This window comes from Streptomyces sp. NPDC088350, assembly GCF_044753545.1.
Taxonomy (GTDB): Bacteria; Actinomycetota; Actinomycetes; order Streptomycetales; family Streptomycetaceae; genus Streptomyces.
This window is the reverse complement of the sequence record NZ_JBIVNL010000001.1, coordinates 254,216-267,516: the sequence shown is the minus strand read 5'-3', so window position 1 is coordinate 267,516 and position 13,301 is coordinate 254,216. Positions and strand designations below refer to the sequence as shown.

General features: G+C 70.7%; 14 protein-coding genes. 6 read left to right on the top strand and 8 right to left on the bottom strand.

Going from position 1 to position 13,301, the window contains the following annotated elements; translation table 11 throughout:
- Positions 1 to 236: 236 nt before the first annotated feature.
- Complete coding sequence (locus ACIQBL_RS01230; protein ID WP_401935494.1) at positions 237 to 1,628, bottom strand: cystathionine beta-synthase; 1,392 nt, start codon at positions 1,626 to 1,628, stop codon at positions 237 to 239.
- A gap of 148 nt (positions 1,629 to 1,776) precedes the next feature.
- On the opposite strand from ACIQBL_RS01230, the gene ACIQBL_RS01225 reads away from it, so the two are divergent.
- From ACIQBL_RS01225 to ACIQBL_RS01215, 3 genes are all read left to right on the top strand, one after another.
- Complete coding sequence (locus ACIQBL_RS01225; protein ID WP_401935492.1) at positions 1,777 to 2,847, top strand: SGNH/GDSL hydrolase family protein; 1,071 nt, start codon at positions 1,777 to 1,779, stop codon at positions 2,845 to 2,847.
- Between the two features lie 283 nt (positions 2,848 to 3,130).
- The gene (locus ACIQBL_RS01220) at positions 3,131 to 4,351 is read left to right on the top strand and encodes an acetyl-CoA C-acetyltransferase (protein WP_401935490.1); all 1,221 of its coding nucleotides are present in this window, start codon (positions 3,131 to 3,133) and stop codon (positions 4,349 to 4,351) included.
- A gap of 283 nt (positions 4,352 to 4,634) precedes the next feature.
- Positions 4,635 to 5,414, top strand: a complete 780-nt coding sequence (locus ACIQBL_RS01215; RefSeq protein WP_401936970.1) for a hypothetical protein — start codon at positions 4,635 to 4,637, stop codon at positions 5,412 to 5,414.
- 151 nt (positions 5,415 to 5,565) lie between these two features.
- On the opposite strand, the gene ACIQBL_RS01210 is transcribed toward ACIQBL_RS01215, so the two are convergent.
- The gene (locus ACIQBL_RS01210; RefSeq protein WP_329553369.1) at positions 5,566 to 5,877 is read right to left on the bottom strand and encodes a hypothetical protein; all 312 of its coding nucleotides are present in this window, start codon (positions 5,875 to 5,877) and stop codon (positions 5,566 to 5,568) included.
- Between the two features lie 102 nt (positions 5,878 to 5,979).
- On the opposite strand from ACIQBL_RS01210, the gene ACIQBL_RS01205 reads away from it, so the two are divergent.
- Positions 5,980 to 6,210, top strand: a complete 231-nt coding sequence (locus tag ACIQBL_RS01205) for a DUF4287 domain-containing protein (RefSeq protein WP_026151524.1) — start codon at positions 5,980 to 5,982, stop codon at positions 6,208 to 6,210.
- 95 nt (positions 6,211 to 6,305) lie between these two features.
- On the opposite strand, the gene ACIQBL_RS01200 is transcribed toward ACIQBL_RS01205, so the two are convergent.
- From ACIQBL_RS01200 to ACIQBL_RS01175, 6 genes are all read right to left on the bottom strand, one after another.
- The gene (locus ACIQBL_RS01200; protein WP_401935487.1) at positions 6,306 to 7,193 is read right to left on the bottom strand and encodes a Bax inhibitor-1/YccA family protein; all 888 of its coding nucleotides are present in this window, start codon (positions 7,191 to 7,193) and stop codon (positions 6,306 to 6,308) included.
- Between the two features lie 171 nt (positions 7,194 to 7,364).
- A complete protein-coding gene (locus ACIQBL_RS01195) occupies positions 7,365 to 8,561 on the bottom strand; it encodes a 4-hydroxybenzoate 3-monooxygenase (RefSeq protein WP_401935486.1) in 1,197 nt (398 codons plus the stop codon).
- A gap of 172 nt (positions 8,562 to 8,733) precedes the next feature.
- Positions 8,734 to 9,420 (bottom strand): hypothetical protein, encoded by a 687-nt coding sequence (locus ACIQBL_RS01190; RefSeq protein ID WP_401935484.1) that lies wholly within the window; start codon positions 9,418 to 9,420, stop codon positions 8,734 to 8,736.
- A gap of 263 nt (positions 9,421 to 9,683) precedes the next feature.
- Positions 9,684 to 11,606 carry a hypothetical protein gene (locus tag ACIQBL_RS01185; protein WP_401935482.1) on the bottom strand — a complete coding sequence of 641 codons (1,923 nt, stop codon included), beginning with the start codon at positions 11,604 to 11,606 and terminating at the stop codon, positions 9,684 to 9,686.
- A gap of 107 nt (positions 11,607 to 11,713) precedes the next feature.
- Positions 11,714 to 11,932 carry a hypothetical protein gene (locus ACIQBL_RS01180; protein WP_401935480.1) on the bottom strand — a complete coding sequence of 73 codons (219 nt, stop codon included), beginning with the start codon at positions 11,930 to 11,932 and terminating at the stop codon, positions 11,714 to 11,716.
- Positions 11,933 to 12,000: 68 nt separating this feature from the next.
- Positions 12,001 to 12,216 (bottom strand): hypothetical protein, encoded by a 216-nt coding sequence (locus ACIQBL_RS01175; RefSeq protein WP_401935478.1) that lies wholly within the window; start codon positions 12,214 to 12,216, stop codon positions 12,001 to 12,003.
- Between the two features lie 253 nt (positions 12,217 to 12,469).
- On the opposite strand from ACIQBL_RS01175, the gene ACIQBL_RS01170 reads away from it, so the two are divergent.
- Entirely contained in the window at positions 12,470 to 12,865 is a 396-nt protein-coding gene (locus ACIQBL_RS01170; protein ID WP_401935476.1) for a helix-turn-helix domain-containing protein, read from the top strand.
- A 195-nt stretch (positions 12,866 to 13,060) separates the two neighbouring features.
- Positions 13,061 to 13,300: a hypothetical protein gene (locus ACIQBL_RS01165; protein WP_401935474.1), complete on the top strand. Its 240-nt coding sequence runs from the start codon at positions 13,061 to 13,063 to the stop codon at positions 13,298 to 13,300.
- Position 13,301 lies beyond the last annotated feature (1 nt).

Here is a 13,301-nt window from a genome sequence, read left to right as displayed (position 1 = left end):
GTGCGCGTCCTAGGCGTCGGTGGAGGTCCGGGAGCCGCTCCGGAGGTCCGTGACGCCGTTTTTGTGTCGGCGAGGCGGGGAGCCGCTCCCGCCCTGCCGACACCCACTAATCTGCCGTACCCGTGTTAAGCGGGTGCTGCGTGGACGTGACGCGCTCGTACCACTTCGACGAAGTCCACCGATTCGGTAGGCAACCGCAAAGTCGCCGCCGTCACGGCCCGTTCACCGGACGTTTCCTACTGCTTCCCGCCCCTGGCGAGGAAGGACAGCAGGTCCTGCCGGCTGATGACACCGGTCGGCTTGCCCTCGACCAGGACGATCGCCGCGTCGGCCGCGCCCAGCACGGTCATCAGGTCGCCCACCGGTTCACCGGAGCCGACCTGCGGCAGCGGGGCCGACATGTGCTTCTCCAGCGGGTCGGTCAGGGAGGCGCGCTGGGTGAACAGGGCGTCCAGCAGCTCGCGTTCGACGACCGAGCCGACGACCTCCGCCGCCATGACGTCCGGGTGCCCGGCGCCCGGCTTCACGATCGGCATCTGCGAGACGCCGTACTCGCGCAGCACCTCGATGGCCTCGCCGACCGTCTCGTCCGGGTGCATGTGCACGAGGGACGGGATGGCGCCGTGCACCTTGTCGTTGAGGACGTCGGCGACGCGGGCGCTGGGGCCCTCGTCCTCCAGGAAGCCGTAGTCGGCCATCCATTCGTCGTTGAAGATTTTCGAAAGGTACCCACGCCCGCTGTCGGGCAGCAGCACGACCACGACGTCGTCCGGCCCGAGCCGCTCCGCGACCCGCAGCGCGGCGACGACGGCCATCCCGCAGGAACCGCCGACGAGCAGCCCCTCCTCCTTGGCCAGCCGCCGGGTCATCTGGAACGAGTCCTTGTCGGACACGGCGACGATCTCGTCCGCGACGGTCCGGTCGTAGGCGGTCGGCCAGAAGTCCTCACCGACGCCCTCGACGAGGTACGGCCGCCCGGAGCCGCCGGAGTACACGGACCCCTCGGGGTCGGCGCCGACGACCTGGACCGCACCGTCACTGGCGTCCTTCAGATAACGCCCGGTGCCGGAGATGGTCCCTCCGGTCCCCACGCCCGCCACGAAGTGGGTGATCTTCCCCTCGGTCTGCTCCCACAGCTCGGGGCCGGTCGAGTGGTAGTGGGAGAGGGGGTTGTTCGGGTTGGAGTACTGGTCGGGCTTCCAGGCTCCCGGCGTCTCACGGACCAGCCGGTCGGAGACGTTGTAGTACGAGTCCGGGTGCTCGGGGTCCACGGCGGTCGGGCACACGACCACTTCGGCGCCGTACGCGCGCAGCACGTTGATCTTGTCGGTGGACACCTTGTCGGGGCACACGAAGATGCAGTGGTACCCCTTCTGCTGGGCCACGATGGCCAGGCCGACGCCGGTGTTGCCGCTGGTCGGCTCGACGATGGTGCCGCCGGGCTTCAGCGCCCCGCTCTGCTCCGCCGCCTCGATCATGCGCAGGGCGATGCGGTCCTTCACACTCCCGCCGGGGTTGAAGTACTCCACCTTGGCCAGAACGGTCGCCTGGATGCCCGCGGTCACGCTGTTGAGCCTCACCAGCGGGGTGTTGCCGACGAGGCTGATCATCGAGTCGTGGAATTGCACCGTTGTCTCCGGTTGCTGCAAAAGAAGTGGTCGTAATTGGTTCCGCCAGCCTAAGGCCCGGATTGCGCGTTCACCGCCTGTTGAGATTGGGCCACGTGCTGTTCGGGGCAAGGAGTGGGTGACGGCTCAGAGGAGGTGGCGGCGGCGTATGACGAAGATGTCGAGGGCGCGGGTGGCCCGGCGGATCGCGGCCGGTGCGGCGTACGGCGGTGGCGGGGTCGGGCTGGTGGGCGCGGCGGCCGTCGGACTGGTGCTGGCCGAGGTCCGCTTCGTGAAGCGGCACGTGGGCAACGGCCACGGCGCGGGCGGCAACCATGTGCCGAGCGCCGACGGCCGCTACGGCCATGCCTACGACACCCCGGGTGAACCCCCGCTCCGCCTGACCATGCTCGGCGACTCCACGGCCGCCGGGCAGGGTGTCCACCGGGCGGCCCAGACCCCGGGCGCGCTGCTGGCCTCGGGCCTCGCCGCGGTCGCGGAACGCCCCGTCGAGCTGCGCAACGTGGCCCTCCCCGGCGCCCAGTCCGACGACCTCGACCGCCAGGTGGCGCTCGCCCTCGCGGACACCTCCCGGGTACCCGACGTCTGCGTGATCATGATCGGCGCGAACGACGTCACCCACCGCATGCACCCGACCCGCTCGGTCCGCCACCTCTCGGCGACGGTACGGCGGCTGCGCACGGCCGGCGCCGAGGTGGTCGTCGGCACCTGTCCCGACCTCGGGACGGTGGAGCAGGTCCAGCAGCCCCTGCGCTGGCTGGCCCGCCGGGCCTCCCGGCAGCTGGCGGCGGCCCAGACGATCGGCACGGTCGAGCAGGGCGGGCGCACGGTGTCGCTGGGCGACCTGCTGGGCCCCGAGTTCGCGGCGAACCCCCGCGAGCTGTTCGGCCCGGACAACTTCCACCCCTCGGCGGAGGGCTACGCGACGGCGGCGATGGCGGTCCTTCCGACCGTCTGTGCCGCGCTGGGCCTCTGGCCGGCCGAGGAGGACCGCCCGGACGCGTCCCGCCGCGAGGGCTTCCTGCCGGTGGCACGGGCCGCCGCGGAGGCGGCGTCGGAGCCGGGTACGGAGGTCACGGCGGCGATGCCGACGGGGCCGCGCGGGCCTTGGGCGTTGCTGAAGCGGCGGAAGCGACGCCGGGTCCCGGAACCAGAGCCGGCACCCGCGGCTCGGTCCACCGTCCCCGGGGGCTACGCCCCCGGCCCCCCGTCGGCCTGAACGGCCTCGTCCTCAGACGCCGGACGGGCTGAGAGTGGCGCACCTTTCCACCCACCGAGACGGGCGGTGGGTGGACACAGGTCCCCCCGGGACGGTCAGCTGGCCAAGCAAGCGCTTAGACAATTGCGGTCAGGGTCACACCGCGCTTCCCGTGACCGAGGCCATACGTACGGGTAACTTCCCAAGGAGCCCTGCACATCACACCGTAGACACTCCCACCCGCCACCCGACCATCACCCCTCAACGAGGCGCTACGCGCCGCCCCTTCTTGCCTGGAGCCGTGATGCCCGAAGCCGTCATCGTCTCGACCGCCCGCTCCCCCATCGGCCGCGCCGTCAAGGGTTCCCTCAAGGACCTGCGCCCCGACGACCTCACCGCCACGATCATCCAGGCCGCCCTCGCGAAGATCCCCGAGCTGGACCCGAAGCTCATCGAGGACCTGATGCTCGGCTGCGGCCTCCCCGGCGGCGAGCAGGGCTACAACCTGGGCCGGATCGTCGCCGTACAGATGGGCATGGACCACCTGCCGGGCTGCACGATCACCCGTTACTGTTCCTCCTCCCTCCAGACCAGCCGCATGGCCCTGCACGCCATCAAGGCCGGCGAGGGCGACGTCTTCATCTCGGCCGGTGTCGAGATGGTCTCCCGCTACGCCAAGGGCAGCTCGGACGGTCTCCCGGGCACCACGAACCCGGTCTTCGAAGAGGCGCAGGCCCGCACCGCCGCCACCGCCGCGTCCGAGGGCTCCACGTGGCACGACCCGCGTGAGGACGGCCTGCTCCCCGACCCGTACATCGCGATGGGCCAGACCGCGGAGAACCTCGCCCGGATCAAGGGCGTCACCCGCCAGGACATGGACGAGTTCGGCGTCCGCTCCCAGAACCTCGCCGAGGAAGCCATCAAGAACGGCTTCTGGGAGCGCGAGATCACCCCGGTGACGCTGCCCGACGGCACGGTCGTCAGCAAGGACGACGGCCCGCGCGCCGGCGTCACCCTGGAGGGCGTCTCCGGCCTCAAGCCGGTCTTCCGCCCCGACGGCCTGGTCACCGCCGGCAACTGCTGCCCGCTGAACGACGGCGCCGCTGCGGTCGTCATCATGAGCGACACCAAGGCCCGCGAGCTGGGCCTGACCCCGCTGGCGCGGATCGTGTCGACCGGTGTCTCCGGCCTCTCCCCCGAGATCATGGGCCTCGGCCCGGTCGAGGCGTCGAAGCAGGCGCTGGGCCGCGCGGGCCTGACCGTCGACGACATCGACCTGTTCGAGATCAACGAGGCGTTCGCCGCCCAGGTGATCCCGTCCTACCGCGACCTGAACATCCCGCTGGAGAAGCTGAACGTGAACGGCGGCGCGATCGCGGTCGGCCACCCCTTCGGCATGACCGGCGCCCGCATCACCGGCACGCTGATCAACTCCCTCCAGTTCCACGACAAGCAGTTCGGTCTGGAGACGATGTGCGTGGGCGGCGGCCAGGGCATGGCGATGGTCATCGAGCGCCTCAGCTGACCAACTCCCCGTAGTCGCAGGGGAACTTTGTGTCACCCTCGGGCCCGGAACCCAGCAAACACCTGGGTTCTGGGCCGATTTGTGATCCAATCTCCCCCAGGATGTGACCTATCTCCCTTCGGGGAGGCATTTTCCCAGGTCAGGACCGTTTCACCACCAAACATCGGGCCCAAAGTCCTGCCCGTTTCGTGACGTTACGCACTGACAGCTGGTTAGTCCGCCCTTCAAGCTGATGTAGGAAGTCGGGGGTCGACTTTGAACCGGGAGTACGTCAGTGAGCGCCATGCCGATCGCTTTGCTGCTCACCACGGCCGCCACAGGCGCCGTGGGCGTCGCCGTCCTGCGCACCCTCTTGGTGCTGCGTCGCCAGGTAGCGGCCCTGCACACCGAACTGGCCGAGGGCCGGGCCGCCGCCGTACGCGCGCTGGTGCCCGCCGCCCGCACCCACAGCGACGCGGATGAGATACGCGCCGCCGTCGCCGAGGCACTGGCCGAGGAGCGGGAGCGGGAACTGGCCGAGGCGCGGGCCTTCTGGGCCGCCCAGGAGTCCCGCGACACCGAGGTGCCCACTCTGCTGGGTCTGCCCGACAGCGAGCTGTTCCTGCCCCGTCAGAGCGACTTCGTGGGCCTCGAACCGCTGGAGCCGGTGACCGAGCCGTTCGCGGACGCCGACGAGTTCGCCGGCGAGTCCCCCGAACTGGCCGCGGCCCGTCGCCGCCACCCCTCCCACCCGGACTTCGTACCGGCCCAGTCGCCCGTGGGGAACGACCACGAACGTACGGTGGCGACGCTGGAGGAGCTGGCCGAGTCCGCCGTGGAGCTGGCCGACGTCCGGCCCGGCCCCCTGGGCACCCTCGATGTCTACGTGTTCGCCGACGGCACCACCCTCTGCATGACCCCGGGCCACCGCGAAACCGCCGAACGCCTCGCGGCAGCGCTCCGCGCGGGCGAAACCCCGTTCCTGCTGGGCGGCTCGGGTGTCTCCGGCGCGTACACGCTGACGTTCGCGTGCGGCGAGGAGAACGTCTACATCCTGGCGGACAGGGTCATAGCGTCACTCTGATTTCTCGGGGGTGCGCCGGTTCGTTTTCGAGCGCGGGCCGGTGGGGGCTGGTCGCGCAGTTCCCCGCGCCCCTTCGTCACTCGGGCCCAGTTTTCAGGGGCGCGGAGAGCTGCGCGACCAGCCACAACGCACCGCAGGCCGCCAACGCACCTCAGACCCCCGCCCTCTTCTGCGCCTCCGCGACCAACTCCAACGCCTCATCGACTTCGGCGTCATTCACCAGCACGAGCGCGAAGTCATGCACCGCAACGGTGATTTGGTCGGCGGCGGCAAACATCCCCGCGTCAGGCATCTCCCGGGGCTCCACCCCGGGCTCCTCCACCAACTGCGCCCGCCGAGTCATTTCCCTGGCCAGCGCCAGCGCCTCCGCGGCAGCGCCCCGTTGCAAACGGCTCTGCGGCGCAGCCCTGAGCCGGTCCGCGAAGTGATCCACCGCTTGAGTCAACCGCGTCGTATCCACCACGCCGCGAGACTACGCGCCGTACCGGGACTGTTGCCAACGGGCGAACGCTCAGGCACGGTGACTTGAAGGACCGGCTTACACCCCATGCGTCCGGAGGCGCCGATGTCCCAAGTGTTCTCCCAGGAGACCCACCGCAACATGCTCGCCCGTATCCCCCACTGCACCGGTCGTGAAGTGTCCGACTGGCTGCGCACCGTCGACGAAGGCCCCGCCCTCTTCCGCTTCGAGGAGAAGGTCAGCTGGCTCCGCGCCGAGCACGACCTCGCGTACGGCCACGCCAAGGCGATCATCCACGAGTACGACCTGAGGAGGGCCGCGCGCAAACTGCTCTAGGCGCGCACCGCTGACATGACCACGAGACGACGAAGGGCCCCGGGAACGAACCCGGGGCCCTTTCGCGCGGATCGGCGCGACCGCTGGTGGAGTCGCTAGTTGTTGCTGTTGAGGATCGAGATGATCCGCAGGAACTCCATGTAGATCCACACCAGCGTCAGCGTGAGCCCGAAGGCCGCCAGCCATGCCTCTTCCTTCGGGGCGCCGTAGGCGATGCCGTCCTCGACCTGCTTGAAGTCGAGGGCGAGGAAGCACGCGCCGAGGATGATGCCGACGACACCGAAGAAGATGCCGAGCGGGCCGCTGCGGAAGCCGAGGCCGTCACCGCCGCCGAACACCGCGAACAGCAGGTTCACGGCCATCAGCAGCACGAAGCCGAGCGCGGCGGCCATCACGAAGCCGTAGAAACGGCGGTTGACGCGGATCCAGCCCGCGCGGTACGCGATGAGCACGCCGGCGAAGACCGCCATGGTGCCGATCACGGCCTGCATGGCCGCGCCGCTCGCGATGCGGTTGTCGACGACGCTGGAGACGACGCCGAGGAAGACGCCTTCCAGGGCGGCGTACGACAGGATCAGCGCCGGGACGGGCTTGCGCTTGAAGGACTGGACGAACGCCAGGACCATCGCGACCAGCGCGGCGCCGATCCCGATGCCGTACGAACGGCTGATGTTGGCGTCGTCGACCGGGAGCAGCGCCCAGGCGAGCGCAGCCGTGACGATCAGCGTGCCGAGGGTGGTGCCGGTGCGCAGGACGACGTCGTCCATGGTCATCCGGCCGGTGGTGGCCGGGGCCTGGGGCGGTGCGCCCTGCTGCAGGTCCTGCTGGGCGTACGGGTTCTGCGCGTACGGGTTGACGCCCGCGTAGGGGTTGCCCTGCGTACCTACGGCGGGGCCCCCGGCCTGCGGCGCGGTGTTGAAGCCCGCGTAGCCGGTGTCGCGGCTGAACCCCCGTCGCGAGAAGACCGGGTTTCTGCTCCTCATTTCACTCCTCCATGGCCGCCTCGCGCGGCCTTGGCCTCAAGAGTAATAGGTAGGCAAAGGATTGACCCTACCTCTTGGGGAGGATCTTCCCCTCCTCCTGCCACGGTACGCGGTGGACCGCACCCCCCGTGAACACTGGTACCAACCCGTGACGCCCCCCTTAGAGGCCCCTTATCCCCGCCTGTCCCCCTGTTCGTCCAGGGGGAACCCGGTGTACGCCTCCGCGAGGTCCGTCTCGGCCGCCCGCGAGGACGCGATCCGCTCCAGACGGGCCAGCTGGAGCCGCCCCTCGAAGGGCGCCGCGCCGGGCGCGCTGTGCAGGAGGCTCGTCATGTCGTAGGAGAACCGCTCGGCCTGCCACACCCGCCGCAGACAGGTCGCGGAGTACCCGTCGAGCAGCTCGTCGCTCCCCGTCTCCTTCTTGTGCGTCAGCGCCCTCGCGAAGGTGACGACGTCCCCTACGGCGAGGTTCAGCCCCTTCGCGCCGGTCGGCGGCACGATGTGCGCGGCGTCACCGGCGAGGAAGAGCCGGCCGTGCCGCATGGGCTCGTGGACGTAGGAGCGCATGGGGGTGACGGACTTCTGGGTGATGGGGCCGCGGTCGAGGGTCCAGCCGTCCTCGGTCTCGAACCGGCGCTCCAGCTCGTCCCAGACGGCGTCGTCGCTCCAGCTGTCGGCGTCGGCACCCTCCTCCACCTGGAGGTAGAGACGGGAGACGGACGGGGAGCGCATGGAGAGGAGGGCGAAGCCGCGGTCGTGGCGGGCGTAGACGAGCTCGTCGTGGGAGGGGGCGACGTCGGCAAGGATGCCGAGCCAGGCGTAGGGGTACGACCGTTCGAAGACGCGGGTGAGTTCGGCGGGGATGGCGTCGCGGGCCACGCCCCAGAAGCCGTCGCAGCCGACGACGTAGTCGCAGTCGAGGACGTCCTCGACGCCCTGGTGCCGGAAGCGGACGCGGGGGCGGTCGGTGTCCGCGTCCTCCACCGCCAGCGCCTCCGCCTCGAACAGCAGCGGCCCGCCCTCCTTGAGCTGAAGGGCGATGAGGTCCTTGCACACCTCGGTCTGGGCGTAGACAGTGACGCTACGACCGCCGGTGAGGGCCGGGAAGTCCACCCGGTGCCGCTTCCGGTCGAACCGCAGCTCGATCCCGTCGTGCCGCAGCCCCTCCCGGTCCATCCGCTCACCGGCCCCGGCCGCGCGCAGCACGTCGACCGTCCCCTGCTCCAGGATGCCGGCGCGCTGGCGGTGCTCGACATAGGCGCGGTCGCGGCTCTCCAGGACGACCGAGTCGATACCGGCGTGGTGCAGCAGCCGGGCGAGGAGGAGTCCGGCGGGGCCGGCTCCGATGATGCCGACGGTGGTACGCATCGGGTGGTCCCTTCGAGCGTGAGCCGTTGTGCCTGCGGTGGCGGTCTGGCGTCGACCACCTCTTGTTCGGCTGGTGAAATTTCCTTCACCAGGATCTTCCGGCTCAAGTCTCCGGCCGGGCACGCCCGCTGTCAACGGTCGGGGGCCGCCCACCGGGGGCGGCCCCCACTCGTCAGTGGCCGGGCCAGCCGTCCAGGTCGCGGTGCATGGTCACCTGGGGCTGGTCGGCGCCCTTCGGGGCGTTGGCCACCGCGTCGTGCAGGATGCCGGTGACCTCCGAGGCCAGGCCGTCCGCCTGCTGCCTGAGGTCGGCGGCCGGCAGCGAGGAGCGGGTCAGCGCGTCCAGCCGACGGTGGACGTCGGCGAGCTGCCGCTGGGTGGCGTCGTCGAGGTCGAGCGGCCTCGGCGTGGAGACGACGAACTGGTAGGCGCCGGCCAGGGTCTGGCAGCCGGTGCACTTCTTGTTGGTCGCGTCACTGAGGTTCACCGCGTTCAGATGGGTGTGCTCCCCGGCGATCGTGACGATCTGGAAGGACAGCGCCACGGAACGGCAGGCGTCGTCCGCCGAGCAGCCGGCCGAGACGGCGTTGGCCTGGTTGCGCACACCGGCGGCGTTGACCGTGCCGAACCGACGGACGCTGAAGGAGTCCCGGGCCTGCGTGTGGTGCGCCCGGTCGGCATGGGTGAAGACATGGTCGGAGGCGACGGCGACGTGCCCGCTCCCGTCGGTCGCCGCACTGGCGACCTGGGCCGGCACCGCGGCGGCCACACCGGCGACCCCGGCGGCGAACAGCCCCACCCGGACGGCCCGTTGGGTGAGCGCGCTCTTGGCGGCGCGTGGTTTGCGATGGTTGTTCACGAGTTCTCCTGCGATGGTTGGGGCAGCCGAGGCCCTACGGGCCGTACGACCGCCGCAGGGCGAAGCCGTACGCGCCGTACGAGCCGCATGACTGCCGTGGGACGAGCCGTACGAAGCCGTACGACCGCCGTGGGCGGGGACCCGGGGGCGCGGTCCCGGTGCCGGCACCCGTCCGAGGAGGTGCGGCACCGGGACAGGGCCGGTGGATCGGCCGACCGGTTCCCGTCCCGGCCGACGGCCCCGCTCCCGCGCGGGAGCCCGCGTCAGGAAACCGCCGGACTGGGCGAGGCGGACGGCGACGGTGCCGCGGTGTCCGACGGAGGCGGTGCCGACGAGACCGACGGCGACGGCTCGGGGGTCGGGGCTGCCGAGCCGTCCGACGGAGACGAGGCCGACGACGGGGCGGGGTCCTCACTCGGGGCAGGTTTCGAGGAGGAACCGCCGGTCGGGGACGGGGAGGTGGCACTCGACGAGCCGGGTGAGGCGGACGGGCTGGTGGAGACGCCGGGCGACGCACCGGCCGAGGCGCCCGGTGAGCCCGCGCCGGCCGAGGCCGAGGCGGAACCGGGCGACGCCGACCGTGCGGCGGACGGTTCCGCGCCCTTGCCGTCCGGGGTCGACGCCTGATGTGCCGGTGGTGGTGACGTGGAGACCCCTGGCTGGAGGATCGGCGCGATCGGCGGCTGCTTGGGCAGCGGCTGCGGGGTCAGGCCGGACACCCACGCGTAGCTCAGGCCGGTGAGGCCGGCCAGGGCGAGCGCGCAGACCGCGACACGCAGTCCGGGCCTGCCCGAGGTGGAGCGCTTGGCGGCCCGGAAGAGCCGGCCGCCGAGCTTGACCGACAGATAGACCACGCCGGCCATCGGGCACAGCAGCATGACCGAGCCGATCACGCCGACCAGTCCCTCGACGATCCGCCCGTCCGCGAACGCGGCCCCTGTGCCCACGAGTTGCTCGGTCAGTGAGCGCACCATGGTGGTGAGGATCCGCGGCAGGTTCCACAGCGCGTAGCTCAGCTCGCCGATGATCAGCGGCACCATCGTCAGCACCCAGGCGGCGACGATGGTCCGCGCCGACTTCTTGAGCCCGGCGACCTCCTTGCGCGCGGCCCGCCCCTTCGCGCCGGGCGCCAGGCTCAGCACGATCGGCTTGATCTTGCCGTAGAGGTCGGGCACGCCCGCCAGGTCGCCCAGGATGTAGTAGCCGTCCAGACGGACGGCCGGCATGAGCTGCTCCAGGATCTCGAAGTGCCCGAGATAGACCGCGGCCAGGAAGAACTGCGCGCCCGTCGCGAAGTACGCCCCGGCCATGGCAAGCATGAAGACGACGTTGAAGTAGACCCCGCCGAGGTCGGTGCGGATCCGTCCGCCGCGGCCGATCCGGTAGACGTCGGTGACGTCGGTGTACATCGACGGCCAGATGAGGAACAGCCCGCAGCCGATGCAGCCGGGCCGCGCCCCGCCGTATCTGCAGGCGGAGGCGTGTCCGAACTCGTGGAAGACGAGCGAGGCCACGGTGAGGACGAAGACCAGCAGGATCAGCACCGGCTGGTCCAGGACCTGCAGGACCGGATCGATCGCCCCGAAGAAGCCGAACAGCCAGACGTCCATGGCCAGTGCCGAGGCGAGCACCAGCGCGACGACGGCCGGCCGGTGCAGCCAGGCGAGGGTGCGGGCGATCCGGGACGTCCGGCGCTCGTCGAAGATCACCCGGTGGCCCTTGAGCGCCAGCAGCAGGTCGGAGCGCGGGGCGTCGACCTCGTCGCCCTCCTGCCCCTCGGGAACCGTCACGCCCAGCGGTTCCAGCTTCTTCTCCACCAGGTAGCGGATGTTCTCGCCGCTGACCTCGCGCCCGAAGCGGGCGCTGACCCGGTGGGCTATGACCTCTTCGTCGCGCAAGCCGTCGACCGACGAGGCGACGAGATAGAGCAGCCGTGACAGCTGCACGACCTGCCCGTCCCCCCGACGGGCGATGTACTTGGGTTCGGTGAAGCCCGACCCCTGGTATTCGCCGTGCAGTCTGAGCCCGGCGCTGAGCCGCGGAATCCACCGCGGCCCCGCCGGTGCCTCGACGACCGGCAGACTGCCGGTCACGACCTGCTCGTAGGTCACCGGCCAGCCGCCGGGACCCGGGACCGGTGTCCCCGTGTCGTACAGGGCCCTCGTCCCGTCTCCGAGCACCGTCATCTCTGTGGTCCTCCCCCCAGTTCTCCCCCGGTTTCCCCCCCAGGGGGCGGACCGCGTCATCCCTGTGCGGTCCGCCCCCGTGCCGCCGAGGCGGCGGTGCTGGCGGGTTACTGGGTGACGCTGATGCTCTGGCTGGCCGAGGACTGCGCGTCGGAGTACAGCGAGTGGTCGTTCAGGGCGGCCGACTCGTTGCTCGCGGAGATGTGCGCGACGTGCTTGGTGACGTTGACCGTCTTGCCGAAGCTGAACTTCAGGCGGCCGAGGGCCTCACGGCCCGGAAGCAGGTCGGCCGACTCGGAGTCCAGCTCGTGCATGTCCATGCTCATGGTGATGGTCCTTTCGAAGTGTTCTGGCGTGGATGGCGGGTGCGGGGGTGAGCGGTGTGCGGGGTGCGTTACTGAACGACGTCGATGGCCTGGGCGGCACCCGAGTCGGCGACCGAGCCCAGGGAGTGGTCGTTCAGAGCGGCGGAGGAGTTGCTCGCCGAGATGTGCGCGACGTGCTTGGTGACGTTGACCGTCTTGCCGAAGCCGAACTTCAGGCGGCCGAGGGCCTCACGGCCGGGCAGCAGGTCGGCGGACTCGGCGTCGAGCTCACGGGCGTCCAACATGTCAGTTCCCCCTCAGGGATGGGCAATTGCGGTCGGACGGTGTCAGGTTCCCCCCCGACTCCGTCCAATCTGGTCGGACGTTCTGTCCAACGAGATTGGACACTAGGGGCTGGAGGGACCCGAGCGCAACCCGTTCGGGAAATCCGCTCTCGGCCATTGACGAAGGCGCCCGTAGAATCGGGCCGACGCGCAGATTCCGCAGTTCCGCCATCCCGCGGGACTCCGCCCGGCGGCGAGCAGGAAGTGACCATCGGTGGCCAACGCACTGCAGCAGATCATCCGTGAGCACCTCGACCGCAACGGCTGGTCCTACGGCGACGTGGCGCGACGCGGCGGCATCCCGCGCTCCACGGTCCACCACCTGGCCACCACGGAGCGCGCGGTCCGGATGCCCCAGCCGGCCACCCTGGAGGGCCTGTCCAAGGGCCTCGACCTGCCGTTGGACACCGTGCGCCGCGCCGCCGCCGAAGCCTGCGGCATCCACGTGTACGGCACCGGGCCGGCTCCCGGCACCGACGCGTCCCACAGACCCGCCGACTCCGAGGTCGACCTGCTGATCGCCAGCGTCCAACGACTGTCCGACGACGACCGCCGACACGTGGCCGCCCTCGTGGAGTCCCTGCTCGACCGCGCCCCGCGCGAGAACTGACGCGAACCGTCCACCCCGGACGCCCCACGTGCCCGCGCCGTGCCACTCGATGTCGCATCCGGCACCTTCTCGGACAAAGATTGCAGAGCACCCCGGGAACGCGGAGACCGACGGCTAATCTCTCGTCCTGCCCGAGCGGGTGAGCCGCGCGACCACGGGCCCCAGGGGTGAGAAGTGCTGTTCATACATGGCGGAATGACCACCGCCGTGGTCCGCGGACCGGCCGGCGAATCGGTCGCCCTGCTCTCCGGCGAGCTGCCCGAGGTGCTGACGGAGGACTCCGTCCACGAACTCCTCGACCTCGCCGCCGCCGTCCTGGACACCGAGGAACTCGACCTGTTCCGCCGCTGCCTGGAATCCCTCAGACGGGGCGAACTGCGCGCACCGCGCCGGGTGGAGATCGACGGCGCCGTACTGACCGTCTATGAAGGCTGAC